Raw genomic sequence first — 25,863 nt, 5'->3', positions numbered from 1 at the left:
GGCGAGTACTTACTGGGTGGCGCCACTTCTTCCTCGTTTCCTTGTTCAGGCCAACCCTATTGGGTGCCTGTCCGGAAACTTCGTGGCCCCTCAGCTCCACGCGGGCGCGGACCGCGGTGGAAGGATCTGCTGAAGGCGGCGGAGGCACGGGACGGACGGCTCCACGACGCCCGCCACACCGCGGCCACCGTCCTGCTGATCCTCGGTGTCTCTGATGCGGTGGTCGACCGCATCATGGGCTGGGAACCCGGCAAGTCCGCCCGGATGCACAGCCGTTACCAGCACCTCACCGGTGAGGTGCTCCAGCAGACGGCTGCGAAGGTGGGCGGCCTGCTGTGGGGGACTCCGCACTTGCTTCAACCGACATTCGGAGGTTCCGTGCCCGGCCCGAGTCAGAAGCCGGTCCCAAATGAGCGGCTGGTGTACCTGGCCCGTCTCGGCGAACGCCAGCTGCCCTTCGCCCACCGCGAGCACGCCGATGCCGTGGCCTCGCAGTGGAGCGCCGACCATCCCGACCACCCCGCAGAGGTGGAGGAGTGGGACCGGCGGAAGGGGGAGCACAAGGGGCCGGGGCGGCATGCGGGCCATCCGTGACCGGATGCCCGACCGCAAGGTCGTCTTCCACGCCCTCGCCCTCTTCGCACCGGGTGGCGAGCGGCTCAACGTGGGCACTCCCGAGCAATGGTCGGTGGCTGCCTGGGAGTTCGAGTCCGACCTCTACACGGACCTGGCGGTGCGCTGGCACACCACTCGTCGCCCCGGGCAGGAGGTCGAGGCACAGGTGCGCGGCACGGACAAGGACGCCGTTGCCGCCGCGTTGGCCGAGGCGTGTGCCCAGGCTGTGGATCGGGCGAGGGATCCGGGCAAGTACGGCGACAGCGACGAGTGGTAGTTGATGCCGAGTGGGTGGGGGCCGCACTAGGACTGCTGCGGCCCCCGCCATCGGCCGTTGAGGGCGCAGCGATGGCGGCGAGGTGCTGACGGGCGCCTCTGTGAAGCGGTGTTCCCGACGAGGATTTGGGCATAGCCGGTCAGTGACCGCTGGACCGTCCGCAGCTGGTGCACCTTGTGAGTTGGGACTGGACAACCAGTGCCTGCGAACGCGGCTCGAAGCCGCAACGAGCGTCACCCGTATGGCGTTCCGCGGCCGTCGTCGTCCCAGCCCATAGTCGTGTTCACGCATCGCCCCGGACGCGCGTCAGGCAGGTCTTCTGCCGTCACCGCGTCGTGATCGACAGCAAGTCGGCGCTGCGGTCCCAGAAGCGGCGGGCCAGGTCGGGGTCGCGGGACTGGTCGGTGGAGGGCGCGGTCTTGCGCTTCACGTAGTACTCGCCGGCCTTCCAGGTGGTGCCGGGGGTGCCCTCGGCGAGCCAGACCAGTTCCTTGGCGCTCTTGTCGGGGCTGATGGTCATCAGGTTCTTGATGATGGGGGTGTGGTAGACGTACCGCATGAAGTGGGTGGTGTCGCTCGCGAAGTTGGAGCCCACGACTCCGGGGTGGAAGGACACCGTGTAGATGCCCTGGGCGTGGTAGCGGCGGTGCAGTTCCCGGGTGAAGAGGATGTTGGCCAGCTTGGCGGTGCCGTACGCCTTGTTCGGGGTGTAGTCCTTCTCGTACTGCAGATCGTCCAGGTTGATGTGACCCCACTGCTTGGCCGCCTCGCTGGCGGTCTGGATGACCTTGGCGTTGCTCGCGGTGAGGACCGGCAGCAGCAGGCTGGTCAGCAGGAACGGGGCCAGGTGGTTGACCTGGAAGGTCTTCTCGAAGCCGTCGACGGTCAGTGCGCGGTCGCCCATGATGCCGCCGGCGTTGTTGGCGAGCACGTTGATCCGCGGGTAGGCCGCCTGGAGCTTGCCTGCGAGGTCGCGCACCTGTGCGAGGTCGGCGAAGTCGGCCACGTAGTAGCGAGCGCCCAGCTCCTGCGCCACGGCCTTGGTCTTGACCGGGGATCGGCCCACGAGGACGACTTCCTCGCCCTTGGCGGCGAGCTGACGGGCTGCTGCGGCGCCGATGCCGTCGCTGGCGCCGGTGATGACGATGGTCTGCTTCATGATCTTTTTCCTGTTCGCTGAGGTTGGTGCGGTGACGGATTCGTCCGTCGACTCCGGTGCCCGGTGCTGCTGGGGCAGGGGTCAGATCCAGTCGGGCGTGGCGAAGTCCGGGTAGCGGGCGCCGAAGCCGCCGCGGGGGAGGATTCGGTCGATCGCCGTGAGGTCGGCCTCGGTCAGGGTGACCTCGGCAGCCCCGGAGTTCTCCTCGACGCGCTTTGCGCTGCGGGTGCCGGGGATGGGAACGATGTGCTCACCGCGGGTGAGCAGCCAGGCCAGGGCCAGCTGGGAGACCGTGGCGCCCTTCGTGGCGGCGAGGTCGGCCAGCTTCTCGACGGCCTCTACGTTCTTCTCGAAGTTTCCGGGCTGCCAGCGCAGGTCGAAGTTGCGCATGTCGGTCTCGTCGTACTGACCGGCCGGCTTGGCCGTGCCGGTGATGAAGCCGCGGCCCAGCGGGGAGTAGGCGACGAAGCCGATGCCGAGTTCGTCCAGGGTCGGGAAGAGCTGCTCGACGTCCCGCTCGAACAGGGAGTACTCGGTCTGCAGCACGGAGACCGGCTGAACGGCATGGGCCTTACGGATGGTCTCGGGGCCGGCCTCACTCAGGCCGAAGTACTTGACCTTGCCCGCGTCGATCAGCTCCTTGACGGTGCCCGCGACGTCCTCGATGGGCACCTCGGGGTCGACCCGGTGCTGGTAGAGGACGTCGATGTGGTCGGTGCCGAGGTGGCGCAGGCTGTTGTCGGCGACCTTGCGGATGTTGTCGGGGCGGCTGTTGAGTCCGAAGCCCGTCTCGGTCCGGTTGGCCAGGTCGAAGCCGAACTTGGTGGCCAGGACCACCTCATCGCGGAAGCCGTTGACCGCCTTGCCGAGCAGGATCTCGTTGGAGCCGGTGCCCCAGCCGTAGAGCTCGGCGGTGTCGAAGAAGGTGACGCCAAGGTCGTGGGCGCGCTGGATGGTGTCAATGGCCTCCTGCTCTCCGCTGCCGGGGCCGTAGGCCATGGTCAGGCCCATCGTTCCGTACCCGATCGCCGAGACTTCGAGGCCCCGGCTGCCGAGTGTCCTGTGCTGCATGACGTGCTCCTTTGGGCAGAACCAAACAGTTCTGTACCGACCATACGCCCCTCAGCGCGCTTTGCCAAACAGAACAGTTCTGTTGTGTAACCTTGAGGGATGACTCCCCCGAGAAGCGCAGATACCGTCCGCGACCGCATCCTCACGGCGGCCAGGGCCGAGTTCTCTCGGTACGGGATCGCCGGTGCACGCATCGACCGCATCGCCAGGGCCGCGAAGACCAGCAAGGAACGCCTCTACGTCTACTTCCGCGGCAAGGAGGCCCTCTACGGGTTCATCGCCGAACAGGAGATGGCCGCGGTGGCCGAGGCGACCCGCATGGACCCCGCCAACCTGCCCGAATACGCCGGCCGGGTACATGACTACTTCGTCAGCCATCCCGACCGCTACCGGCTCATGCAGTGGGGCCAGCTGGAATTCGCGGGCACTGCCGCCGACACCGTCATCCTGGAGACCATCCGCCGCAAGACGGAGCAACTGCGCAAGGCCCAGGAAGCCGGCCAACTGGATCCCGCCTGGGATCCCATCGACATCCTCGTCCTCCTCAACCAGATCGCCGCAGCCTGGGCGGGAGGGCTGGACCTCGTCCAAGCGGTCGGCGACCTGGTGCGCGATCCCTCCGCGGCGGCCCGCCGCGCCGCAGTCGTAGCCGCCGTTCAGCGGCTCTTCCCCGCCACTGCAAGAAATGCCGACACCGGGTCCCCCTGATCAGGAGGCTGACGGGGTGAGGGTGAATCGTGTGTATTTGTGCGCTGCGTGCCCTCCGCGATCACGGGTCACTGCCTCGTTGTGAAGCGTTCTGGCGAGGGCGACGTAGTCGATGTCGTTCGCAGCCGTGAACAAGTGCCGTCGCAAGTCCGCGCACAAAGCCAGGCGAAAGAGACGACGCCGATCTGTGCAGGACAAGGTGGTCGGCGGTCACCCTCAAACAGTGGCCACAATCGAGGAGCCGTAACGCCCTAGCTGCGACGGCTTGGCGTGCCTCCCAGCGCAAGAAGAGCCGCTGTTATGGAGGCGAACGCGAGCACTGTGAACAGGCCCAAGTAGCCGCCGAGCGGGCCGGCCAGTGCGGCGCCGGCGAATGGCGCCAGGGCGGAGGCCACGGTGGCCGGGGCTGCCAAGAGCCCTGAGAGGCGGCCGTAGTGGGTCGCGCCCCAGCGGTCGGTGACGGCTGTGGCCTGGCCGCGGGCCTGCTGGGAGGGGTGACGGTTACCGGCTCCCAGCGGCTTTGATGAGTTGGCCAAGGCGTTTCAGCCCGTTGGGGCTGATGCCTTGGGCGGCCATGGCGCCAACAACCACGTCATGGGTCCAGCAAGCCAGCGGAGCGGAGGTCGTCGAGTACCCGCGCCGCCTGCTGACGGCCGAACGGTGGCCCGTTGCCGTTGTTGCCGTAGAACTTCAACCTTTCCAGCGCCGATGTAAGCCGCGCGTCTACCTCCTCGACCTCGTCCTCCGGGTGAGTGAGAGATGGCACGCGCTTGCACGGCCCATCCGCGCAGAGGGAACAGATTGGCGCCCTCGACCGCCGCAAGCGAAGAGCCTCGCGCCAGTCCAGTGGCGAACTCCAGCGTCTTCGCATCCGGGACGTAGGCCAGCACAGGGCCGACACCGCTGCCCACGCGCTGCCTGCCCGATCGTGGGGTTGCTACAAGGTGCCGTTCGGCAAACTTGCGCAGCGTCGGGATTGTCTGCTCAGCGCCGAAGGCATTCAGCACCAGCACCGCGGTCGCGTCCTGCTCGGCAGACGCGCTCCACCCAACGTACGGCGAGTTCTGCGCCAACCTCCCAGTCCCGCTCGGGATCGTCATCCGGCACCCACGCTGCCCGCAGAATGCTCATCGTCGTTCCCCTCGCTCGCTCCGTCGCGCCAGAAATGCTCCGTAGCCCCAACGGTAAGGACCGCCACTGACAACCAAGGTGGGCTGCCGAGCAGCGCGAGGCAGTCTGCATCGGTCCGTGGGCCCACCGGTCTGCCGCAGCGGGAATCGTGCATGGAGATCCCTTCGGCTTGCTCGTGATCTCCTGCCTGGTGTGGTGACCCAGATCCCCGTTCGTCGAGGTCCATCCCGGTCCGATCGCGGCAACTGCAACCAAGAACGTCGAAGGGCCCCACCGCGAACGGTGGGGCCCTTCGACATCGTGCCCGGTGAGGCACTGGCGGAGGATACGAGATTCGAACTCGTGAGGGGTTGCCCCCAACACGCTTTCCAAATGTTCGTCTTGGGGTACGGCTCCGGCCGTGTGCGTTCTGACCTGGGGCGGAGCGGATCTCGGTCCTGGCCGTGAACGGCGGCGGACGGAGGTGAATGAGACCAGAACTGAGACCGCCAGCTACGTCGACGACGGAGCCGATCGGCTCAATGCCGAGGTCGGCAGTGGAATCTCTGGGTCATCCGGTTGGGGCGCGTCCCGCGTCGTGGTGTAGGGGGATCAAGCCTTACGCGTTCCGGTACGAGGCTCCAGGCGATCTGCACCGAGCTGGCCGTCTACGAGGCGCCCTGCTGGGGCGAGTTGAGCGCCCGGTTGCGTGGAACCACTGTCGCCGGCCTGCTCATTCCGGCGACTTGATCGGCTACACCACCAGGCGGGACGCCACCTCCGGTTGGGCCACCCTCCATGGGGATCCGTCAATCGTGACGGTTGGCCTGTCGCTGTGCTCAGGTGTTGCCGGAGCCAGCTGATGCTCATCCTCGTGCCCGATGAGACCGACCCCGTCGTGAGTAGTCCGGTTGAGGTCGATGCCCCCCTGGCGGACGATCTTGCTGCCAGGCGCAGCGTCGAGTAGAGCCTCCTCCTGGGAGCGCGGGCTGTGGCGACAGCGATAAGGGTCCAGCTCTGGCGAGCTGGCCTCTCCGCGTGGGTTGAAGCAGCCTCAGCCGAAGGGTGGCAACGGAACCTAGTCGCTGCGGTCGTGAGTTCTCTTACCGCTGCCGTGACGGCGCAACCCTGACGGCCTGCCGGATTCCCATGTCGACACCTTGCTCGTCCGCAAGCCCCTCGAAGTGGCCCGCAGAGTCTGGATGGTCCCGGAACGCGGACGCCACGATGCTCGCGGCGTCACCAGTCAGCGAGCGCAACCAGAGCCGAATTGTGTCCTGTGGGTTCCACTGATCCCAGGCAGCATCCCAAATGCACATGGTCCGAACCGTCTCGTCGAGGAGGTCCCATTCGCTCTGGTCTGCTGCCCACGCAGCAAGAGCGTGAAGCCAGGAGACGGCGCGTGCGGCATCAAGGAATTGGACGAGTCTGACGCCATCGCCGCCCACTTGCTGTGCGAAGGCATGCAGGAGAGCGTCGGCCTGCTCGGGGTTCCGCGACAACGGCGGTGCTGCAAGCTCCGCAGGTAGCTCGATCAGAACTTCTACGTACAGGCCGCAGTCGTCCGGGAAATCCGTGATGAGCGCGAGAAGCGCGTTGACGGAGGCGGGATCGCCGGCTCGGGCTGCGATCAGCAGGGGTTCCGCCTGCTCAATGGGGGGCCTTTGAGGCACGCTGAACTCCCTCGCGATCAACGCGAGCAGTTCATCGACGCTCTGGGGCCTTTCGGCAGGGTCAGGCTGCGTAGCGGCCCTGACGACGCTGCGCCACGGGCCTGCGTCAGGGAGCAGGGGCACGTTCACTTGGGGGGACCTGCCTGTGAGAGCCCAAGCGATCACTCGTCCTAGGCTGTAGATATCGCTGGCGTGGCATGTGGTGTTGTGGGGATCCGAGGAAAGCTCGGGTGCTGCGAACCCCTCGGTGCCGATGTAATGCCCCGTACGACCGGGCAGCGTAGTTTGCCCCCGAGGCCGCCGACCAATTCCCCAGTCAGCGAGAACCCAAGTGCCGTTCAGGAGTAGGATATTTGACGGCTTGATGTCTCGGTGTACCCAGTCGTGCTTGTGCGCTTCTCTCAGTACGGATGCGATAGAAGTCACCAGGTTGCTTAGTCGATCGGTGTCTTGGAGCTGGTCGCGATGGTCTTCTGCCGTCCCATCAGCCATGGGCATCACAAACCAACCGCCGTCTGATTCAGCATCAAGAAGAGGCATAGCGTTGGGGTGTGTGCTCAACAGGCGTGAGATCTCGATCTCCCGCCGCATCCGCGCCACGGCGCGATCTCGCTTAGAGCGCCGACGCTTGAAGGCCACCTCTGTCTGTGACGCCTTGTGGATAGCCCGAAATACTTGCCCTTGTGTACCTTCTCCCAAGGGCACACGATCGAGCGCATACGCCGCGCGGTCCCCACGCGCATCTCGAATAACCTCCCGATACTGGCTGAGTACCGGCAGGTCCATTTCCGGGAGTGCTGCCGGCGTTGCAGCCACCGAAGCGGCGGCCTTCGCAGCTCGTGCTGCAGCGTACGAGAGGACTCGCGTGGCGACGCTGTCGATGAACCCCTTCAACGACATGTCAGGGCGAGGCTCCTCGAATGACGGTTCGTTGTCCTTGCTCACCGCTGCGTAAGCGATTCCGTCATAGAGGCCATCGGTACAGAACTGCGCAAAGGTGTTCCCGTAACGCTCTTTGTAGGTAGGGCCTGTACGGGGGCTTGCGCCAGACTGGCCGGGGATTCGGATGGGTGAATTTGCCCCTTCGCTCTCTTCGATGATGAAGACGATTCCAAGGTATGGGTGAAATTGCTCGATCGCCTGGATATCGTTCTGTCTGACGGCGAACGCGTTTCCAGTCAGCTCTTGGATCCGATTGTAGAAGTTGTTTCCGTAGCTGGGCCCGCTAGCCTGCTTCAAAGTGATGGCGGCGAGTGGGACGTCATCACTGAAGATGGCAATGTCCCAAGCGGTGCGCCCCAGTTCGTATGACCCAGGCAGTACAGCTTCACGGCCGCTTCTGATCCATGCTTGGTCCACGCCGCGGGCTATCAAAGCGTCGGAGATAGCTGTCAGCAGGAGATTTTGGTGGTCGGTTCCCCGAAGGGAACGTTCCCGGTCCCGAAAATAGAGTCGTACTGCTTCTTCGACAGATGCGGACATGGTTCCCCCGTTCGGTGGTGATCGCGTCAAGTGGTATGAGGCTACAGATCGGGTCTGACATCGCGTTGCGCTGTGCGGCATGGGATTCGGCAGGGCCGTGCGGCCCTGGGCGCGCAACCGCAGCTGGGGTGGCGGCAGTTCGCTGGAGACAGACACCGACGCATATGTGTGGACTGCTGGGACGTTGTAAGACATGACTGGTGCGGCACTCGCCAAGTCCGTGGCCAACCGAGGGGCGCGGTCTGGGCTGGGTATGGGTGGTGTGAGTTTAGGGGAGGGCGAAGGATGCCATTGGAGTTCGGGCTGTGGCGGGTGGACGACAAGCCGGTTCGGGTTACGACGCGGCCCATGCGAATGGAGGCCCGGCTGGAGGAGCTCATCGAAGCCGATCCGGAGATCTTGGGGAGGCCCCTCCTCATGATCGGCCGGCAGGTACAGACGGACCATGGAAAGTTCATCGACCTGCTCGGCATAGACGCTGAGGGGGCGCTACACGTCTTGGAGCTCAAGCGGGACCGTACGCCCCGGGACGTCGTTGCCCAGTTGCTCGACTACGGCTCGTGGGTCCAGGACCTCAGCAACGAGCAGGTGCGAGAGATCTACGGGGCGTACGCCCGAGGGCGCGGATTGGCGGAGGAACTGGACGAGGCGTTCGCACTCCGTTTCGGCAGCAGCCCGCCGGACGCGCTGAACAGCACCCACCACCTCACGGTCGTCGCGAGCGAAATCGACGCGGCGACCGAACGGATCGTGACCTACCTGGCCTCGGGCTACCAGGTGCCCCTCAACGCCTTGTTCTTCCGTCACTTCGCAGACGAGGGTCGTTCCTACCTCGCGCGCACCTGGCTGATCGACGAAGCCGAGACGGCCGCGGCACCCTCGGGCTCCAAGACCCGAGGGAAACAGGAACCCTGGAACGGCTCGGACTGGTACGTGTCGTTCGGCGAGGAATCCGGAAGCCGCAGCTGGGACGACGCACGTCAGTACGGGTTCGTGTCGGCCGGCGGCGGTGACTGGTTCTCCCGCACACTGCGCTCCCTGCCCGTAGGGGCGCGCGTGTTCACCCACATCCCCAAGACGGGGTACGTGGGTGTGGGCACGGTATCCGGCGAACCGCAGCCCTTCGATGCCGCCCTCCTCACCGTCACTGGCGAGAGCCGGCCCATGGCCGACCTTCCCCTCAAGGGCAACTACCAGGCTGACCTACGGGCGTCGGAGATCGAGGACGGAGAGGACCGGCGCGAGTGGATCGTGCCAGTCGCGTGGGAAGCAGCCGTGCCACGCGCGAAGGCGCTGTGGCGCGCGGGCTTCTTCGCCAACCAGAACTCCGCCTGCAAACTTCGGGCCCGCTTCACGATCGATGAGGTCTCACGTCACTTCGGCATTGCCTAACCATCGGGGAGGTCGGCTTAGGAGGGGCGTCGCAGAAAGGTCTGCACAGCAGCCAGACGGATCTACAGGCACCTACGCCGAAGGAATGCACAGTGCACCGGCCGGGCAACCTCATCGCGCCATACGCCGCGTGAAGCGTCCTGGCGGCGTATGGCCTGGGGCACGTCGGGAGTGGTTGACTCCATCAGTGTCGCAAGGGGGCCCAGGGAGGCGACGATGTCGGCTGAACAGGTACGCCGCTGCGCGCGCTGCGCATGCCCACTCAGAAGATACAACTCCGATTCGGTGTGCTCCGCTTGCTCCCGCACACAAGAACCCGTTCCTTCGCCGAACCTCCGGCTGCCGGACTCCGTGTGGCTGGACGAGACCGTGCGCTCGGCCCTGGCAGGGTGGGACTTCGGTGCCGCCGGACGGGGGTGAATGAGACCAAAACAATCGGCTCGCCGCAGCCGCGGCAGGGATGGCCCGCTTCGAACTCTTCCCGGCTCAGATACGTGCCTTCCCGTTGCCACTGCTCAGAGAGCGGACGCAAGAGGGCCTGTCAGTGCCGGCTGCTATCTGTTGTCATATCAGATAGCCCGGATATGCGCCGGATCGCCAGGAGAAGCGATTCATGCCCTTCACCGCATTACACCCCGATGCCGGACGACTCGACGCCACCCAGCTCGATCTTGGGCGCGCGATGGACTGGACCCAGATCCACAAGTCACGTCCCCGCGCCCCGCTCACCTGCCCGGAATGCTCCTGGGGCGTCCATGCCAAGGTCTCCCGACACGGAGTGCGATTCTTCTGCCATGACCCGGGACGGCCGCCATCGTGCGAGCTGTCGAACGAGTCGTGGGAACATCACATGCTCAAGCTGGAGTTGGCAGGCGCGATCCGTGCGGCCGGGTGGTATGCCGAGTTGGAGGTCCCGGCCAAGGACGGCTCATGGCGGGCGGATGTCATGGCGTCCTCGACGGACGGTGCGCAGCGCATGGCCTGGGAGGCGCAGCTGTCCCCGATAACGGTGGAGGACATCCGGGCCCGCACCGCCCGCTATCGAGCAGAGAAGATCGCGGTGTGCTGGGTCAGCCCGCATAAGAAGCCGCCGCAGTGGATGGGCGCGGTGCCGGGCGTACGGGTGCGGGCCCCAGAGACTCAGGGTGTCTGGGTTGTGGACGATGGGGTCGCAGGGTTCGACTACGCCGTCGGCGGTTGGACGTTCCGAGAGGAGGAGCTGCAGACATTCGTCCGGTGGGTATTGCACGGGCAGCTCTCACTCTGCCGAAGTCTGCCGCGCTACCGACGAGTTACCCGTGTGGTCGACGATAGGCGCTGGGCTTACCTGCGGGACTTGTGGTGGACTTCCCGGCAGTCGGCTCGCGCCCAGACCGAACATGAGGAGATGCGCCAGCGCCAGGAGAACGCGAAGCAAGCGCGCGAAGCCCGCAAGAAGCAGCAGGAGGCGGAGGCCGAGCGACGCCGCAGAGAACTGGAGGAAGCGGATCGGATCCGCCGCGCCGAAGAGGCCGCACTCCGACGGAAGGAACAGGAGGGGCAGGACCGCGTTCTCCTGGAGCAGATGCGCGAGCGGTGGGCCGAGAGGGACGCACTCCGCGCCCGCGAACAGGCCGAGCAGGAGGAGAAGGAGCGGCAGGCCCTGGAAACAGCGAGGGCATGGTGGGGCCGGCTGTCTCGGCAGCAGGCCGAGGAGTTGTTCGCAGCCGTCGCCGAACTGGCCTGGCGGGAGGAACAGTTGCGACTGGAGATCCCAGAGAGCCCGAGCATGGCGGCGCACTTCGCCTACGGCGTGCCGGTGTACTCCCGGGGGCGGCACCATGCCCTGTACGGAATCGTGCGCCCGTGCCCCACCCTCGTCTCGCTCTCACCCCAACTGTCGTACCACCGAGCCTTCGTCCGCAACGCCCACGAGGTACAGGAGTTCGGTGAGACGCTAGCCGGTCGCATCACACACTTAAACCTGCCTGGTCACGAGCAGCTGACCATGTACTGAAAGTGGTCGTGGCTGCCCCCATTGAATCGACCTTCCAGGATACGCGGCCACTCGACACGTGATCGCCGACAAGGTCGTCCACTCGCATAGATCCAGTAATTATTGCTACGGCCCGACTGTGTTGCACTATTGTCGCGTTTGCGCCGTCCCATGGCATTGCAGAGAGCGGTGCTGCCTGCTCCTCCCAGTGCATCGTTGAGGCCCTCGTGCGTATCTCCGAGATCGTGGTCACCGACTTCAAGGCGATCCGCCACGCGAAGTTGACGGAGCTGGACACCCAGCCGTACACGCTAATCACTGGGCAGAACGGCGCTGGCAAGACTGCGATGCTCCAAGCCCTGCACTTGATCACGCGCGTCGGGCAGCTGCACCCGCGCCCCGAGCTGGTACGGCTGGGCCAGGACAGAGCCGAGATCGAGCTGTCCTTCTCGCTGAGCGACGAAGAGTTCCATCGTGTGGATCTCCATCATCGAGCCGTGTTCGGCAGCTCTGCCGAGCGGATGGACCGGTACCGCCGGGTCGCGCGGGTGGACAAAACAGGAAGAGTCTCCTTCGCGGACTCGTCCGTCGTTGCCACCCTGTTCGATCCGGTCTTTCGAACCAGCAATAGCTTCCCGGATATCACTTTCCTCGGTGCCGCAGAAGACGGTCGGATAGGAGCCATGGCCGCCGATGGGAGTGCCGGTGTTCTGCCGGGCGGGTATCCGCCTGGCACCCCGGCGGTCGACGATCTGACGCGCCGTCTCACAGCGTTGGACTACTGCTCGCTTGTGAAGGCTCGGCAGACCGGGGGGCTCGATGACGCCTACGAGCACCTGGCAGCGACTTTCCGCGAGGCAACGAGCAAGACGCTGCTACGTCCGCAACCGATCGGCGGCTTCGGAGCGACCCGCATCGAAGTGGCGACAGCGGATGGCCGGCACCCCGTCAGTGAACTGTCCAGCGGAGAGGCTGGCCTGCTCGGACTGTTGTGCGCACTCCATCAGTCAGCTCACGATGGCAATGTGCTGCTGCTCGATGAGCCCGAGCAGCACCTACATCCGGCACTGCAGATGGCGTTTCTGCGTGCGGTGCGATCCCTCGCTCACCGGACCCAGACGATGATTGTCACCCACTCGGTGAAGATCGTCGCTGCTGCACACCCGTCGCAGGTCTACCAGTTGCTGGGTGACGAAGCCACCGGGCAGGCCCGACGGGCCGCCAGTGTCTCGTCGCTGGTAGGCGTAATTGCCGACATGGGTGTCGACGAGGCCGACTTGCTCCTCAAGGGCGGACGCCTCGTCGTGGAGGGCGACAGGGACGCGGACTATCTGATCCGACTGTTCCCCGAGGAACTGGAGAAGCTGCATGTGATCAAGGCAGGCGGTGCCGGACAGGTGCTTGCCCGTCACCGGATGCTGACCGACGACTTGAGTTCACTGCCCTGGATGTGCCTCATCGACCGTGACCTGATGAGCGACACCCAGGTTCAGAAGCACCAGCGGGACTACCCTAACCTTCATATCTGGCCCCGCCGTGCCCTGGAGAGCATGCTCCTGGACCCTGCCCTTGTCGCAGCGGTGCTCGGATCCCTCGGCCGCCCGACCTCGCTCGACGAGGCCGACACTTTGCTCCGCGCTGCGGTAGACCCTCTCGCGGACGATGTCGTCACCGACATGCTCGCGGGTGAGTTGGCCAACCGCTTCCCATTGCTGCGGCCGGACAAGAAAAGCGGCATCGGAGGTCTCACAGAGCAATATGCGGCCTCCGCGCGTGCCATGAAGGCGCGGGGCGAGGCCGTGGATGCCGTCCACCAGGAGGTGTCCGCACAAGTAATGGAACGCTGGGAGCGTGACCGGTTCGTCCTGGTTGACCCCAAGAAGGCGCTGGGTGTCCTGGCGAGGCAACTCAACCTCTTCCGTAAGGCACAGGATCTTACGAACGCGTTGATCGCCCGTACTGGCGCAGATCCTGCCGTACGGCCACGGCCCCTAGAGGAGTTTCGACTTCGGCTAGTTCAGGTCCTCGAAGGTCCGCTGCAGCACGCCGGGGAGCCGAACCGGAGCCACACAGAGCAACCCAGGTCGGCTCCGAGTTCAGCAGTCACTGGGTGAGCGCTGCCGCTGCCTTTTAGCCCTGACCGCACGGATGGAGCTGATCGTGCTGTCGAGGGAACCGGTGGCAAGCCTGGGCCGACGGGAAGGGTGCACCGACGTCCGGTAGGTGGCCGGTGCCAACGATAACGGCGCCGACGTCATCGGCCGCCGCCCGGACGGCCGGATGACGGTTGTCCAAGCGCTATGCCCCGACCAGCACCATCGTGAGCCGCGAACTGCACGATCTGATGAGGCCAAGGTGCATTTAGGGCCCGACTTGGCCTTGTTCGCCACGACCACGCGGTTCGGCCGGCCCTCCGAGAAGTTCGAGCTGCGGCACGGAATCCTCGCCGTTCATCAGCGATCACCTTGGCCTGTGGAACAAGAGCCTCCTTCCCTGACCGAGGTGAAGGGCCAAGGGCAGGGCGATTGCTGCCACCGATCGCGCCGGAAGCAAGCATGACGTGGTCGTGCTGAATGCCGACTCACCGATGAAGTGTTGGAGGCGTGGCGGGTGTGATTCGAATCTGGGAGGCTCGGGCCTGGGCAGCGAGGAGTGGAGCCGTCCGGTGGCGCTTCCATCGTCGTCCGACGTATCGGTGGCCATGGGTAGCTGTCGCCTCTGGCAAGGGCCGCAAGATCATGCCGACCAATGATCAATAGTGCGCCATGGAGCGCACCCACTCACGCATTTCATCGGGAGCCGATACGCGGCCGCAGCTGGAACGGGACACGGGTCACTCCGTCCTGCTCGCTCCACAGCCGCATACCTGACCGCATGAGCGCCCAGCCGATCTTCTCGTAGGGCATGAGCTCGCCGATGCCGAGTTGCCCTATGAGGTGCGTCAGTTCGTCGGCCATTCGCAGATCATGCTCCCGCTGGCGCTCGTCCGCGTTGACGAACCCGTCGGCGCGAGCGGTGAACTCCTCGTAGGTCAATTCCCCGAGGGTGCGCCGATGGGCCAGCAGAGCTTCACTGTCGACGTAGGCATCGGAGTACTCCTTGCCGAATCGTCGTCCATATTCACGAACCCTCACACGCTCCCGCTCCAGCGCTTCGGGACCAATCCTCTTCTGGCGCGCAGAGGTGACTTCATCAGCGCGGGAGAGAAGCCAGGACAGAGGCGATGGGCACAGGAAAATTCCGAGTCTTCCGTATCCCTGCCAGTCACAATGGGCGTAGCCAACGGCCTGGGTGACCCAGCCGTAGCGGTCTCCGGTGCTCGTGTTCGGGGCGGGATTTTTGAACTCAACACCGAACGCGGGGGCGTCATCGTGCCACCCTTTCGGATCTCTGGGCCTGAGTACTGCGTCTATGCGCGTCTCTTCGCCGGTCCAGTAGCGCCCTGGTATCTGCTCTTCGATGTGGAACCACCGGTCGAGCTTGCCTAGGACAAAAGCAGAGAGAGACTTCTCATCAGGGAACGCTCCAGGTGTCGGCATCAATGGCCTTGGCTCGTAGCGCACTTGGGGACTGTACGTTGCCGCCGTGCCGGACGAAAAGTGGCAGCGGTCGTCTCCAGCCGTGCACCGAGCCGCAGGTATCTGAGCGGGTGCCGGGGTGACGAGCCCGACTCCGACTCGGCCAACGTCGCGGCTATGGTGTCGTGCCTGGGCGCAAGAAGACTTTCGGCTGCGTTCTGGGGCAGAGCCTGCTTCCCGGGTAACAGCTGCCTACACCAACGACCTTCGCACCGCTTCTGCCAGCGAAGCCGCACGAGTGTCGTCGGCACCCCCAATGATGTTGTTCATCACGTAGCCGAAGGCAACGCCGTGCTCGCGATCGGCGAAGCCGAGCGAGCCGCCTCGTCCGGTGTGGCCAAAAGAGAGTGGCCCGATCATTGGGTTGGTTTCGGTGGGCAGCATGTATCCGGAGCTAAATCGGCTCGGGATCAGCATCACCTGATCCTTCCCGCCGGCCTGCTCCTTCGTCGCCGACTCCAGGGATTCCGGAGCAAGCAGGCGCACACCGTCCACCTCGCCGATCAGCGCGGCGTACATGCGCGCCAGTGCGCGTGCGGTGGCGATGCCGTTGGAGGCCGGGAGTTCCGCAGCCTGTACCTCAGGCGAGTCGAAGTTGATCTCGGCCGGGTCAGTGACCGCGTAGGCCCTGTTGCTGAATGAGTTCGGGTCGCGCCAGGCGGCGACTAGTTCGCGGAGTCCTTCGGGGATCGACGCGGCGGGCACGGTGGTGAGGTCGACGGCCGGTCGCTGGTACACCATCCGGCTAACCCGGTCGCGTTGATCCGCCGGCAGTCCGATGAAGAAGTCGAGCCCAAGTGGGGCGGCGATCTCGTCGGCGAAGAAGCGGCCCGGTGTTTGACCGGACACTCGACGAATCACCTCGCCGACGAGCCAGCCCCAAGTCCGACCGTGATATCCATGAGCCGTGCCCGGTGTCCACAGAGGGCGCTGACCGGCCAGCGCGGCCGCCATCGGATGCCAGGCCAACGCCTCATTCAGCGGTACCGGTTGATCCAGTGCGATCAAGCCGGCCTGGTGGGACAGGAGCCAGCGCACTGGGATGTCCGCCTTGCCGTTCGTGGCGAACTCCGGCCAGTACTTCGCCACCGGCGCGTCCAGGTCCAGCGTGCCGCCCTCGGCCAGCATGAGTGCCGCGGTCGCGGTCGCCCCCTTGGTCGCCGAGTAGACGAGTTGCAGCGTGTCCCGTGTCCACGGACGGCCGGTTTCGGGATCAGCGATGCCACCCCACAGGTCCACCACCGGTCGGCCGTACTGGTACACGCACACTGCCGCGCCGATGTCCCCGTGCTGCGAGAAGTTCGCTGCGAACGCTTCACGCACCGGTTCGAACCCAGCCGCGACCTCACCGTCGATCGTCGTCATGCCGTTCATCCTGGCATTGTGACCGCCTACTCCGAGGAGGCGGGCTCACCGTCTGAATCCCAGACGGTGGCTGTCAGGCTGCGACGGGCAGCGCCTGCAGGCGCTCGCGGAATTCACGGACAGCGGGGACGGATTTGCGCGGTTCGAGCCGCGCCGAGAACTCCTTCAAGCGGTCCACCGCCCGTACGGAGCTGACACTACTCTCCAGGAGCTCGGTGCCGTAGTTCGCAGCGTCCAGTGCCCCGTCCAGGTCGCCGCCGGCCAGCCGGGCCTCGGCCAGGCGGCTAGAGCGTACGGCCTTGTCCCGAGGAGCCGCGCTCTTCACGGAGGTCTCCAGGGAGCCGGTCGCGCGCTCCACTTGCCCGGACCGCAGAAGGACCTTGCCCTCGGTCGACTTCAGCTGGGCCTCGCCGAACCAGTTGAGCCAGTCCGGGTTTTCCTCCACCGTCTGGCGCTCCCAGAGGGACAGAGCGCGGTTGAGCGCTGTTCCGGCTTTTCGGTGGTCGCCGTCGCGGGACAACGCCTCGGCCTTGTGCAGGTAGAGGAACGACTGGGTGTACGGCGACAGCGTGCGAGGGGCGTTGTCGATGGCGGTCGAGATGAGGTCGACGCGCTCGGCGGTCCGTCCGGCCTCGGAGACATGAACGCCCATCTCCGCAAGGATGAAGGCGCCGAACCCGTCGTCTCCAGCTGTACGAGCGCTGCGCAGGGCCCCGACGTAGTAGCGCTGGCCGGCGGACCGCAGCCCTGCGTCGTAGGCCATCCAGCCGGTCAGGTGCGACACCCTGGCTGCCAGTCCGTAGAGGCGGATTCGGATGCTCTCCGTGTACCTGCCGGTGCTGAGGAGGCCGGTGACGAGGGCGAGATCGCCGCGTGCCTGCTCCAACAGCGTGGCGCCGCCGAGTTGGTCGTCGAGGGTGCGCAGCGTGCTGATGCGCTGCTCGATCGTCGAGACCATCGTGTCCGTGACTTGTTCCCCGTCCAGGGCCGAGGCGAAGGCGGACGGCGCATCCACCCAGCTCGCCGCGAGGCCGGTCAGAGCGGCGCCGGTGATGGTGAGAAAGCCCCGGCGATCCATGCGGCCGCTCCCGACGAGTTCGGACAACGCCTCAACGGTACCGGCTTCGGTCCACGGGGCGGTCAGCCCCGTGACCTCCCAGACCGGAAGCCATCGGGGCCAACCTTCCTTCCGCGCCTGCTCGTACGGGACGCGCAGCAGGTTGGCGAGGACGCGCTGGGCGTCCGCGTCCGGCTCCTGCCCCTGCTCCCACTTCCATACGGTGGTTCGGTTGGTCGCGAGCGGGGTTCCGAGTGACCTCCCGTGCGCCTGCATGAGTCGGGCGAACTCGGCTTTCCCCCATCCGCGCGTCTGGCGGAGGAAGCTCAGCGGGTGGACCGCCAACGGCTCACCAGGCATGTCATCACTCCCGTCATCCCCCTCGCGGCGTAGTGGGGAGGCTACTTCGCGTGGCCGCGTACGGGGAGGGCGTCCCCATGAGGAACCCCCTAGAAACGTTCCGCCTTGCTCGCTGGGGCCGTTGACTGAGTATCAGCCGTTTACGAAGCCCGCACAGGGCGTCGGGTCCGGAATGGTTTCTCAGATCGGCGGCTCCGCCCCTGCTCCTCCGTCGGGACGGAGCCGCTCTCCAACTCCTCGGAGGCGTCAGCCATGCCCACGCTCGTCCATCGGTTTGTCCTCGCGGGTGGGGAAAGGGAAGTGTCCCTCGCCCGGCGCAAGGTCGTCGACAAGGTACGTAAGTGGGGCGTGCCGTTGGACGATGAGACGGCTGACGCCATCCGTCTCATTGCCTCCGAGCTCATCACCAACGCCGTGGTCCATGGGGAGGGGCCCGTCGCTGTCGCGCTGTATCACCGTCCCGGTCGCCTGGTGATTGACGTCCTCGATGACAATCCAGCGGCACCACAGACGAGTTGTGCCCAGACCGAAGATGAGAGCGGGCGCGGCCTGGCACTGGTAGAGCTCCTCGCTTCGCGCTGTGGCTGGGTACCCACCGACCGCGGGAAGAGCGTGTGGGCGGAGATCGAGCTACCCATGGCGGCGCCGGCCATCCGAGCCGCCGTTCTGCGCAGGTTGTTCGCGCTGCGCCACAAGCACCGGGGCGTCGCCGAGCCTGAGCCGCTCACCCTGGCGGCCGCCTGATGGGACGGCACGCGCTGCGGACGACGCCACTTCCTGACCCTGATGTGGTCTTCCGTCCCACCCGCCGCGACCTCGATCCCGTCACCAAGGAGCCCACCGAGCACGCGCTGTGGGGCCGCCACGAATGGCAGGCGCGCGGTGAGTGCTGGCTGTGGTGCGGACGTGACGACGTCGAGGTGACGTGGATCGGGCCCGTTCGGTCAAGCGGCATGCACGCGGCCCTCTACGCCTGCCGCGCGTGTCTGTACGAGCTGGACCAGCGCGTTCTGGAGACCAACATGCGCCAGGACACCGGCGTCTTGCCGATGAATCGCGGGTCTGCCCGATCACACGTGTAGGACCGCGGTTCGTCGCCGCCCCCAATGACCGCCGCTCCACGGCAACTCCCCACTCCCCGGCCGTGGGGCGGCCAACAACCTCCCGTCAGAGCCCTGACGGGAGAACCGAAGAGGAAGGAGTACGAGGTGGCAGAGCACGCAGCATCGCCTCCGGCCCGGAGCGGCCTTCTGGTGGCGGTGGAAGAGCTGACCGCCGTCCACGACCGGTACGACAGCCTTCGGTCGGACAACGCCGGAAGTTCCGGCGACGCGCCGTGGCCTGGTGGCGACGGCAACCTGCACGACAGCGAGTAGGCACCAAGCGGTGAGGGCTGGCGCGGCCGACCGTGCCGGCCCCCACCGTGCCCGAATCACGTGGTCGAACCCATGGAGGACGCAGCGATGGAACATCAGTTGATCAACGCCATCGAGACAGCGCTCGGATGGAGCGGGGCCGAGGAACTGGGCAAGGGATTCGTGCGCGGGAGCATGGACGACCCCGCACTCGTCTCCCGCATCATGACTCCGAACCGCCTGCTCGACATCGCGATGCGCAGGAGCCTGAACCGCCCGCAGTTCCGGTGCTTCCAGAAGGGCGAGGAGGTCCACCCGGCCATCTACTACACCGACAGCGTCAGCCCTCGCGGCCAGAGCATCCCCATGGTCAACATGCGCAGCCTGGGTAGGCTCCTGCAGGACGGCGCGACAGTGATCATGGATCAGGCCAACGTCTTCGATCCCACGATGGAGGTCGCCTGCCGGGCCCTGCAGTGGTGGTCCCGCGAGCGGGTCCAGGTAAACGCGTACCTGACGACAAACGATGCCGCCGGATTCCCCCTGCACTGGGACGACCACGATGTCGTGATCGTCCAGCTCGCAGGTGAGAAGGAGTGGGAGGTGCGTGCGACCTCTCGCAACGTCCCTATGTACAGGGACTCCGACCCTAACAACACCCCGAGCGAAGAGATCATCTGGTCCGGGATCATGCGGACCGGCGACGTCATGCACATCCCCCGAGGCCACTGGCACCAGGCCACGCGGACCGGCAGCGGCTCTGGCAAGAGCCTTCACGTCACCTTCGGCATCACCAAGCGCACGGGAGCGAGCTGGCTCGCATGGCTGGGCGACTGGTGCCGCGAGCACGAGATCTTCCGCCACGACCTCGACCGCCGGCACGGAACCGGCGGTGAAGCCCTGACCGCAGCCGCCGCCCGGCTCGTCGGCGAGCGTCCCCCGGCCGACTTCCTGGCCGCATACGAGCAGGAGACGACGCTGCCTCGGCACGTGCCCTACCTCGACATACTCGGGCCGCTCGACGCCGTGGTGTGCACCACCCACTTCCCTCCCCGCATCCAGGAAAGCGGGGACACCGTCGACGTCGTGGCCTCCGGGAAGAAGCTCACACTCGCGGCCAAAGCCCTGCCCGCACTGCGCCTGCTGCTCAGCGGCAGGCCCGTCGAACTGCGGCGTGCCGAGGCCGTCGCCGGAGCCGAGGTGACAGAGGTCGCCGAGATCCTGGTGAAGGAGGAGCTGTGCGCGGTGCTGACCCCCGAGTTGTCCTCGGGCTACACCGATCTCGTCACGAACGCCGTCTCTTGACCGGGGCGTTGGAGCTCGGCGTCACCGCTCTCGACACCAGCACCAACTACTTCGGCTTCCGCTCGCATCAGATCCTGGCGCAGACAGCCGGTGACCTGCTGCCGAAGTTCACGCTCTCCACCAAGGTCGGCTACTTCCCGGGACCGGGCGGGGCGGCGCACTCCCTGGATCCCGTACGACTGCAGGCGGCCGTGGAACAGGCTGCCAAGGACCTCGGACGGGAGCCCGACCTGGTGTTTCTGCACAACCCGGAACATTCACTCCGTGAAGCCGCTCTTCAAGACAAGGACGTGCTGATGCGGGCATGCGCAGCCCTCGACGACGTTGCTACGAAAGGGCTGTGCGCCGCCTGGGGCGTCGCATCCTGGGACCCGTCGCCGCTGGCGAACCTGATCGATTCGACCGCACCGAGGCCAGCGGTCCTCATGGTTCGTGCCGGCTTGCTGGTCGGAGCCAGGACGCTGGATGCCGCGGATGTCCTCACCAAAGCGTGGGCCCTGGACAGCAGCGAGGTCTGGGGGATGAGCCCCTTCGGAGGCAGTACCAGCACTCCGGTGTGGGACAGGATCGACCCACGAGTTTTCCTCCGTGACGGGAGCCAACTTTCCCGCACACAGGCGGCGTTCAGAGCGTCCTATCACCTCCCGCCGGTCGGCTCCGTCGCCGTGGGCACCGATGAGCCCGCCCATCTGGCCGAACTCGTCGGCGCCTTGGCGGCCAAGGTCGAGGAACAGACCGTCCAGGAGTACCGGAGCCTCCTCCGAGACCGCTCGCGCGGTCAGCCCGCCTGAAGCTCCTTGATGACCTGCGCGGCCATCCGCCGGGCGGGCTCCAACCGAGGGTCCTCGGGATGTGCGTAGGGCCCGAGGATCTTCGAGCAGGCGAACAACGTCATCACCTTGCCGTCCCGGCTCTCGAAGTCGGACCGACGCTCGTGCAGTACGCGATCGGCCAGAGCTGGGACAGCAAGTGAACTCGCCCACAGCGAGGCCGAATCCAGCCCCAGCGGCGCGCTACCCCAGTCCTCCCAGTCGAAGAGGCTGAACGTCGGCGCGGTCATGTTCGCCCAGTTCAGATCCGCATGCGCCGGCACCCACTGCTTGATGGTCGTATCGAAGTCTCCTGAGAAGACACTGCGGATGCACTCTGTGACGAGGGTCTGGGTGATGGTCTCGGTGTCCGGTGTGGCGACGCGCCTCGTGTCCTGTGCTGCCAAGGCGTCCAACGAGGAGTTCAACGCCTCCCACCAGTCGTCCGACAGCTCCGGGGCTTCACTCAAGATGGCACTTCCGATGGGAGCCGCCGGCAGGGGCGCGGTTTCGTCGGCTCGCCACATCGCCGGATCGTTTGTGTCCCGCCAGACCACGCATCCGTGCCATTCAGGCTGGGAAATGCCTTCCAGACGCGCGGCACTTTCAGTGCCGTTCCACCCCTGATCGGGGATCTTGTCGAGCAAACGCCGCTCGATCCGCACCCAGGTGTCCCGAACTGTTCTGGCCCCCACAGATCGGCGTTTGCGCACGACCGTTTCCGGGAGCAAGCGCACTTGGAGAGACCGCCCGACGCGATCAAGAACTTCGTCAACCGGCTGTACCCGTAGATCAACAGCCTGACCCGTGGAGACCGAGAGCGTCATGCACGCGACCGTAGCAGTGGAGCCGCGGGAGGCGCCCCTCACCGCGGCATGGGCGGCCGGCGCCAGCCACGTCCGGGCCCAACTGATAGGTGTGGCGTCGACTCATCTGCGTGAGACGGCTCCGGTCGTCAGGGACGCGGCCCGAACAGAATCTGCGCGAGACGCTGCCGTACCTCTGGTCGAGCGAGTGCGTTGCCGGTACTGAAGAACGTGATGCCGCCCGAGTCACTGATGAGCTGCGGTGCGAAGTATTCGAGCCGAGGATGCTTCTGCATCACAGGACACGTCGGTTCGTGTGGCAGGCGGTGGCCTCCCCGCCCAGCGCACGAAGTGCAGCGGCCGGTGGCGTCTTTCCGGTGCCCGTCTTCAGGCAGCGGCGTCACCCACCCTTCGCCTTTGCAGTCCTGACAAATGCTGTCCTTCGCGAGGCAGCTACAAGCTTCTATGGTTTCGGTGACCTGTGACTTCATCAGCGGGACGGTAGCCAGTGGGCATGGCCGGTGGTAGCAGATCTGGAGAACGGCCACGGCGATCAAACTCACCCGGTATACGGTCAAGATCACTTGTCATCGGACAAGTTCGTGTCCGCTGTCATTCAGCCCAGCCGTTTGACAGCGAACGCAGCCGCTTCGGCTGACGGTGGTTATGAACCTAATTGCGTGCGGTGAAAGTGCTGGTGGGCAGCCCTGCCCGAGGGCGCTCGCGGTCACACACTCCATGCTCTGGTCGTCCTACAGGTGGTCGAGGGGTTCGGCGGCGTACGTGCCGTCGCCGAGCGGGGCATCGGTCAGCTCGAAGCGTTGGGACAGGCTGCCGACCCGGCGGGTGACGACGCTGCCGGGGGCCCGGGTGGTCTCGTAGTACAGAGGGGTGCCGTCGGCGCCGGTGGTGCCCAGCAGGCTGAAGCGGCGCAGCACGCGGGGAGGTGTCGGGGTGGTCCGGCGACGCCGGTAGAGCCAGCTGGCTGCGGCGGCGAGACCGGTGACGACCAGGCCGACTGCAGTCGGGATCAGGAACTTGTCGAAGAGCGCGGACACGGCGGCATCACTCCTGCGTGGCGGGTAGGGGCCCGCCGCGGTGACGGACCGCGCCGAGGATGCGGCAGGCGGGGGTTAGCCGCGCAACCCCCGTTCATCTGGTTGCTCCGTCCGGGAAGTTGGGTGCGGTCGGCGGATCGTCGTGCAGCGCCCTTGGTACGTCGTCGTCGGCTCCCCAGCCGGCATTTACGGCGAACGCGGACGGTGCCTCCTCGTCCCAGGGAGGCCCGGACGTGGTGGCGTCGTAGTGGGCGAGGGCCGCGCGGAAGGCGAGCAGGTCCTCACCGGACATCTCGTAGGCCGATGCCTGCCGCCACCCGTCCTGCGGGCCGCCGTAGACCACGGTGACCGGCGCCTCGGTGCCTTCGGGCCACCAATCGTGCTTGACGCCGCGCTTGAGAGCGTAGGTCAGGGCCACGGTGGGGCCGCGCAGTCCGCGCGGGAATGCCTCGCGCAGCACGGCGGCCTCCAGATGGCCGTCGAACTCTACGACCAGGCTCACGAACAGGAAAGACCCCCTGACGGACTGGTGCACGGGCGGCGAGCCATGTCAACGTACAACGCCCTGCTGGAAACCACCCCCGAGCCCACGGAGGCGCCCCTGCACCCGCACCACCCCAGCGAACCCTCCCATCCTGACTCGCCTGACCCGGTGTATTGGGTCACCCCGCGTCACCTGGCCGGCGATGACGATGCGCTCGCTGAGCGGATCGGCGACACCCTGGCCGGCCTCGGCTGGCGCATGTGGCCCACCGCTCGCCGCACCCTGCTGTACGTCAGCCCCGACGGGCTGTGCGGCGCCGAGTGGGTCCTTGCGGCTTACCCGTTCGAGCTGGGCGGACTGCCGGTGGCCTGGCAGTTGAGTGCCCGCTCCTGTGCCACGTCCGCAATGACGGAGTGGAATGCGTACTTCACCGCCGGTATCCCGTACGAGGCGCTCGCCGACCTCCTCGTGGAGATCGACAGCCGCAAGACGCCCGACGTCGACTTCGAGGGGCCCGAGACCGTCCTCAGTGCGCTCTTTGCCCACGGCTGGCTCCGCGACGCCGACCGCCCTCGCACAACCGCCGTGGATCCCGGATTCTCCTGCAGCGTCTCCCTGGAGATGGTGCCGCCGTTCATCGAGGACGCCGACCCGCGCCCCGACCTGGTGGGCTGGCAGGCGTGGGGGGACCTCGTTCTCGGTGGTCCGTATCTGTGGTGCGCCAGTTTCAGCGCCAGCGTCCCCGACGGCCTGGTTGCTGCGTTCGCCTCTTCGCTCGCCTCGCCGGTTCCGGTGCCCCGCCGCACCGTGCCCGAGGGCGCCGAGCATCGGCTCACCGTCGTCCGCCGCAGCTGACGACCCCCGCTTCCAGAGGAGCCGCTGGTAGGCGGCTCGTAGCTATCCCCCTGAGCGGAGGCACGTTTCCCGTGCCCGCCAGATAACAGAGAGGAAAAAATCTTGTTCTTTCGACGTGCTCGCGAGGACCGCGCATTCCGTAAGGCCCAGCGCGCGGGCCACGAAGCGCTCCTGCAGCTACAGGCCACGCAGCCGTGGCCCGACGTCCCCGAGCGTGCCGCACCGGCTCCGGCTGCGGAGGAAGCAGCGGCGTCCGACTTCCTACCGCCGGACTTGCGGGTGCCGTCCCGGCAGGAGGTGGCCGGGCTGATGGGGCGGTCGGTGTCATCGGCGCCGTCGAAACGCAGGTCGCCACCCAGGACGCGGCTCGCCCACTGAGATTCTGTCGATCTTGGCACCCGCTCTACGGAATGTCGCGAACTACCAGCGGCGACGTGCGCTGTACCTATCCCGTGTAGTTTGGTTGTGCCACAAGTTGTAGGCCAACTTGTGGCACAACTTGAACCTGTGATCCGAGCGGCGCATTTCGCGAAGGCAGCTCCCGGACACGGTACGGCCTGGTTGCATCCAGGCCGTACCGGTGCCCGCGGAGCGGCGGTGAGCCCGGCCGTTTACGACACGGCCGGGCTCACCGCGTTACTTGCTCCACTAGAGCAACGACCGCCACGAGAAGGCTGAGCGCCGACAGGGTCACCTGCCAGCGGTCCGGGCCAGGCCAGCGCTTCCCGGCCTTCTTGATCGATCGGTCCCTCATTACTGCCCCTCTCTTCCAAGGGCGCCCCATGTTGGGGAGCTCCGACCGACCCGGCTGTCGGCCGGGACATCGCGGAGGGAGATGAGCAGCGCCACGAGCTTAGCGCCCTAACTGACTGCCTTGTGCGGCGACTTGGGTGCTGCTGGCCTCTCGCGCAATATTGGCAGTACTTATTGCGCGTACTTATTTGGAAATCTCTCGAGTGCAGGGGCCGTTTTTGAAGTCCGGCCGCGAGAGAGGCCGTCAGACGGGCACACAGCATTTGAACGCGAACAGACAAAACAGCGAGAGCGGTAATGCGGTGCCGCCAAGATTGGGGATGTGACGTCAGTCACATAGGCGCGATGGTTGTCGCTGCCTCCGATAACGGGCTGAGGCCCGCCGGGAGCCACCGGACATATGCGCGACTGAACCGGCGATGCTGGTGTAGGTGCGTGACGGGCCCGACCGGGAGAACCGGTCGGGCCCGCCGTGCAACGTGCGGTAGGTGGTTTCAGAGGTGGTGTCGCCTACTGACCTTCACCCCCGTTATGTTCTTCGCGGTCCTGCAACGGGGCCGCTGGCCTCCGGGCCCGGCATGACTGTGTCCCCCTGTCGAAGGCATGACCTGGGGGG

General features: G+C 66.2%; 22 protein-coding genes. 12 read left to right on the top strand and 10 right to left on the bottom strand.

Annotated elements, in window-relative coordinates; translation table 11 throughout:
• The first annotated feature begins 63 nt into the window (after window positions 1-63).
• Window positions 64-594 (top strand): hypothetical protein, encoded by a 531-nt coding sequence (locus tag ACIBAF_RS46095; protein ID WP_399472270.1) that lies wholly within the window; start codon window positions 64-66, stop codon window positions 592-594.
• Window positions 578-892: a hypothetical protein gene (locus ACIBAF_RS46090; RefSeq protein WP_399472268.1), complete on the top strand. Its 315-nt coding sequence runs from the start codon at window positions 578-580 to the stop codon at window positions 890-892. The genes ACIBAF_RS46095 and ACIBAF_RS46090 overlap by 17 nt, the downstream gene beginning before the upstream one ends.
• A gap of 325 nt (window positions 893-1,217) precedes the next feature.
• On the opposite strand, the gene ACIBAF_RS46085 is transcribed toward ACIBAF_RS46090, so the two are convergent.
• Window positions 1,218-2,051, bottom strand: a complete 834-nt coding sequence (locus tag ACIBAF_RS46085) for an SDR family NAD(P)-dependent oxidoreductase (RefSeq protein ID WP_399472266.1) — start codon at window positions 2,049-2,051, stop codon at window positions 1,218-1,220.
• Between the two features lie 81 nt (window positions 2,052-2,132).
• On the bottom strand, window positions 2,133-3,122 hold the full coding sequence (locus ACIBAF_RS46080; RefSeq protein WP_399472264.1) for an aldo/keto reductase: 990 nt from the start codon (window positions 3,120-3,122) through the stop codon (window positions 2,133-2,135).
• A 99-nt stretch (window positions 3,123-3,221) separates the two neighbouring features.
• Here ACIBAF_RS46080 and ACIBAF_RS46075 point away from each other — a divergent pair, with 99 nt between their 5' ends.
• On the top strand, window positions 3,222-3,830 hold the full coding sequence (locus tag ACIBAF_RS46075) for a TetR family transcriptional regulator (RefSeq protein ID WP_399472262.1): 609 nt from the start codon (window positions 3,222-3,224) through the stop codon (window positions 3,828-3,830).
• Window positions 3,831-6,043: 2,213 nt separating this feature from the next.
• Here the strand turns inward: ACIBAF_RS46075 and ACIBAF_RS46070 are convergent.
• Window positions 6,044-8,095 carry a PaeR7I family type II restriction endonuclease gene (locus tag ACIBAF_RS46070; protein WP_399472260.1) on the bottom strand — a complete coding sequence of 684 codons (2,052 nt, stop codon included), beginning with the start codon at window positions 8,093-8,095 and terminating at the stop codon, window positions 6,044-6,046.
• 348 nt (window positions 8,096-8,443) lie between these two features.
• On the opposite strand from ACIBAF_RS46070, the gene ACIBAF_RS46065 reads away from it, so the two are divergent.
• The 3 genes from ACIBAF_RS46065 to ACIBAF_RS46055 all read left to right on the top strand — a co-directional run bounded on the left by ACIBAF_RS46065 (window position 8,444) and on the right by ACIBAF_RS46055 (window position 13,576).
• Window positions 8,444-9,487, top strand: a complete 1,044-nt coding sequence (locus tag ACIBAF_RS46065) for an endonuclease NucS domain-containing protein (RefSeq protein ID WP_399472258.1) — start codon at window positions 8,444-8,446, stop codon at window positions 9,485-9,487.
• A 613-nt stretch (window positions 9,488-10,100) separates the two neighbouring features.
• Window positions 10,101-11,483 (top strand): competence protein CoiA family protein, encoded by a 1,383-nt coding sequence (locus ACIBAF_RS46060; protein WP_399472256.1) that lies wholly within the window; start codon window positions 10,101-10,103, stop codon window positions 11,481-11,483.
• 206 nt (window positions 11,484-11,689) lie between these two features.
• Window positions 11,690-13,576: an ATP-dependent nuclease gene (locus ACIBAF_RS46055; protein ID WP_399472254.1), complete on the top strand. Its 1,887-nt coding sequence runs from the start codon at window positions 11,690-11,692 to the stop codon at window positions 13,574-13,576.
• Window positions 13,577-14,251: 675 nt separating this feature from the next.
• On the opposite strand, the gene ACIBAF_RS46050 is transcribed toward ACIBAF_RS46055, so the two are convergent.
• The 3 genes from ACIBAF_RS46050 to ACIBAF_RS46040 all read right to left on the bottom strand — a co-directional run bounded on the left by ACIBAF_RS46050 (window position 14,252) and on the right by ACIBAF_RS46040 (window position 17,822).
• Window positions 14,252-15,025 carry a hypothetical protein gene (locus ACIBAF_RS46050; protein ID WP_399472252.1) on the bottom strand — a complete coding sequence of 258 codons (774 nt, stop codon included), beginning with the start codon at window positions 15,023-15,025 and terminating at the stop codon, window positions 14,252-14,254.
• 207 nt (window positions 15,026-15,232) lie between these two features.
• On the bottom strand, window positions 15,233-16,405 hold the full coding sequence (locus ACIBAF_RS46045) for a serine hydrolase domain-containing protein (protein ID WP_399472250.1): 1,173 nt from the start codon (window positions 16,403-16,405) through the stop codon (window positions 15,233-15,235).
• A 73-nt stretch (window positions 16,406-16,478) separates the two neighbouring features.
• Window positions 16,479-17,822 carry a transcriptional regulator gene (locus ACIBAF_RS46040; RefSeq protein WP_399472248.1) on the bottom strand — a complete coding sequence of 448 codons (1,344 nt, stop codon included), beginning with the start codon at window positions 17,820-17,822 and terminating at the stop codon, window positions 16,479-16,481.
• Window positions 17,823-18,074: 252 nt separating this feature from the next.
• Here ACIBAF_RS46040 and ACIBAF_RS46035 point away from each other — a divergent pair, with 252 nt between their 5' ends.
• From ACIBAF_RS46035 to ACIBAF_RS46015, 5 genes are all read left to right on the top strand, one after another.
• Entirely contained in the window at window positions 18,075-18,566 is a 492-nt protein-coding gene (locus ACIBAF_RS46035; RefSeq protein WP_399472246.1) for an ATP-binding protein, read from the top strand.
• A 44-nt stretch (window positions 18,567-18,610) separates the two neighbouring features.
• Complete coding sequence (locus tag ACIBAF_RS46030; RefSeq protein WP_399472244.1) at window positions 18,611-18,904, top strand: hypothetical protein; 294 nt, start codon at window positions 18,611-18,613, stop codon at window positions 18,902-18,904.
• Between the two features lie 126 nt (window positions 18,905-19,030).
• A complete protein-coding gene (locus tag ACIBAF_RS46025; protein WP_398805032.1) occupies window positions 19,031-19,198 on the top strand; it encodes a hypothetical protein in 168 nt (55 codons plus the stop codon).
• An 87-nt stretch (window positions 19,199-19,285) separates the two neighbouring features.
• Window positions 19,286-20,482, top strand: coding sequence for a JmjC domain-containing protein (locus ACIBAF_RS46020; RefSeq protein ID WP_399472242.1), 1,197 nt, complete (start codon window positions 19,286-19,288; stop codon window positions 20,480-20,482).
• The gene (locus tag ACIBAF_RS46015; RefSeq protein WP_399472240.1) at window positions 20,416-21,273 is read left to right on the top strand and encodes an aldo/keto reductase; all 858 of its coding nucleotides are present in this window, start codon (window positions 20,416-20,418) and stop codon (window positions 21,271-21,273) included. Before ACIBAF_RS46020 ends, ACIBAF_RS46015 begins: the two co-directional genes overlap by 67 nt.
• On the opposite strand, the gene ACIBAF_RS46010 is transcribed toward ACIBAF_RS46015, so the two are convergent.
• The 4 genes from ACIBAF_RS46010 to ACIBAF_RS45995 form a co-directional block, all read right to left on the bottom strand.
• Window positions 21,261-22,118 carry a hypothetical protein gene (locus tag ACIBAF_RS46010; RefSeq protein WP_399472238.1) on the bottom strand — a complete coding sequence of 286 codons (858 nt, stop codon included), beginning with the start codon at window positions 22,116-22,118 and terminating at the stop codon, window positions 21,261-21,263. The genes ACIBAF_RS46015 and ACIBAF_RS46010 overlap by 13 nt on opposite strands.
• Before the next feature lie 128 nt (window positions 22,119-22,246).
• Window positions 22,247-22,588 (bottom strand): hypothetical protein, encoded by a 342-nt coding sequence (locus tag ACIBAF_RS46005; RefSeq protein ID WP_399472236.1) that lies wholly within the window; start codon window positions 22,586-22,588, stop codon window positions 22,247-22,249.
• 261 nt (window positions 22,589-22,849) lie between these two features.
• Complete coding sequence (locus ACIBAF_RS46000; RefSeq protein WP_399472235.1) at window positions 22,850-23,155, bottom strand: hypothetical protein; 306 nt, start codon at window positions 23,153-23,155, stop codon at window positions 22,850-22,852.
• 94 nt (window positions 23,156-23,249) lie between these two features.
• Entirely contained in the window at window positions 23,250-23,657 is a 408-nt protein-coding gene (locus tag ACIBAF_RS45995; RefSeq protein WP_399472234.1) for a hypothetical protein, read from the bottom strand.
• Window positions 23,658-23,807: 150 nt separating this feature from the next.
• On the opposite strand from ACIBAF_RS45995, the gene ACIBAF_RS45990 reads away from it, so the two are divergent.
• On the top strand, window positions 23,808-24,494 hold the full coding sequence (locus ACIBAF_RS45990) for a DUF317 domain-containing protein (RefSeq protein ID WP_399472272.1): 687 nt from the start codon (window positions 23,808-23,810) through the stop codon (window positions 24,492-24,494).
• Window positions 24,495-25,863 lie beyond the last annotated feature (1,369 nt).

Source organism: Streptomyces sp. NPDC051677, assembly GCF_044453465.1.
Lineage (GTDB): Bacteria > Actinomycetota > Actinomycetes > Streptomycetales > Streptomycetaceae > Streptomyces.
The sequence above is the reverse complement of the archived record's forward strand: the minus strand, read 5'-3'. Positions and strand labels throughout refer to the sequence as shown.

What these genes read in the sequence shown, in the direction of transcription:
- ACIBAF_RS46035 (WP_399472246.1), top strand. Translation starts at nt 18,075, where the DNA reads ATGCCCACGCTCGTCCATCGGTTTGTCCTCGCGGGTGGGGAAAGGGAA.
- ACIBAF_RS46090 (WP_399472268.1), top strand. Translation starts at nt 578, where the DNA reads ATGCGGGCCATCCGTGACCGGATGCCCGACCGCAAGGTCGTCTTCCAC.
- ACIBAF_RS46010 (WP_399472238.1), bottom strand. Translation starts at nt 22,118, where the DNA reads ATGACGCTCTCGGTCTCCACGGGTCAGGCTGTTGATCTACGGGTACAG.
- ACIBAF_RS46060 (WP_399472256.1), top strand. Translation starts at nt 10,101, where the DNA reads ATGCCCTTCACCGCATTACACCCCGATGCCGGACGACTCGACGCCACC.
- ACIBAF_RS46040 (WP_399472248.1), bottom strand. Translation starts at nt 17,822, where the DNA reads ATGCCTGGTGAGCCGTTGGCGGTCCACCCGCTGAGCTTCCTCCGCCAG.
- ACIBAF_RS46045 (WP_399472250.1), bottom strand. Translation starts at nt 16,405, where the DNA reads ATGACGACGATCGACGGTGAGGTCGCGGCTGGGTTCGAACCGGTGCGT.
- ACIBAF_RS46065 (WP_399472258.1), top strand. Translation starts at nt 8,444, where the DNA reads ATGCGAATGGAGGCCCGGCTGGAGGAGCTCATCGAAGCCGATCCGGAG.
- ACIBAF_RS46070 (WP_399472260.1), bottom strand. Translation starts at nt 8,095, where the DNA reads ATGTCCGCATCTGTCGAAGAAGCAGTACGACTCTATTTTCGGGACCGG.
- ACIBAF_RS46080 (WP_399472264.1), bottom strand. Translation starts at nt 3,122, where the DNA reads ATGCAGCACAGGACACTCGGCAGCCGGGGCCTCGAAGTCTCGGCGATC.
- ACIBAF_RS46075 (WP_399472262.1), top strand. Translation starts at nt 3,222, where the DNA reads ATGACTCCCCCGAGAAGCGCAGATACCGTCCGCGACCGCATCCTCACG.
- ACIBAF_RS46005 (WP_399472236.1), bottom strand. Translation starts at nt 22,588, where the DNA reads ATGAAGTCACAGGTCACCGAAACCATAGAAGCTTGTAGCTGCCTCGCG.
- ACIBAF_RS46085 (WP_399472266.1), bottom strand. Translation starts at nt 2,051, where the DNA reads ATGAAGCAGACCATCGTCATCACCGGCGCCAGCGACGGCATCGGCGCC.
- ACIBAF_RS46020 (WP_399472242.1), top strand. Translation starts at nt 19,286, where the DNA reads ATGGAACATCAGTTGATCAACGCCATCGAGACAGCGCTCGGATGGAGC.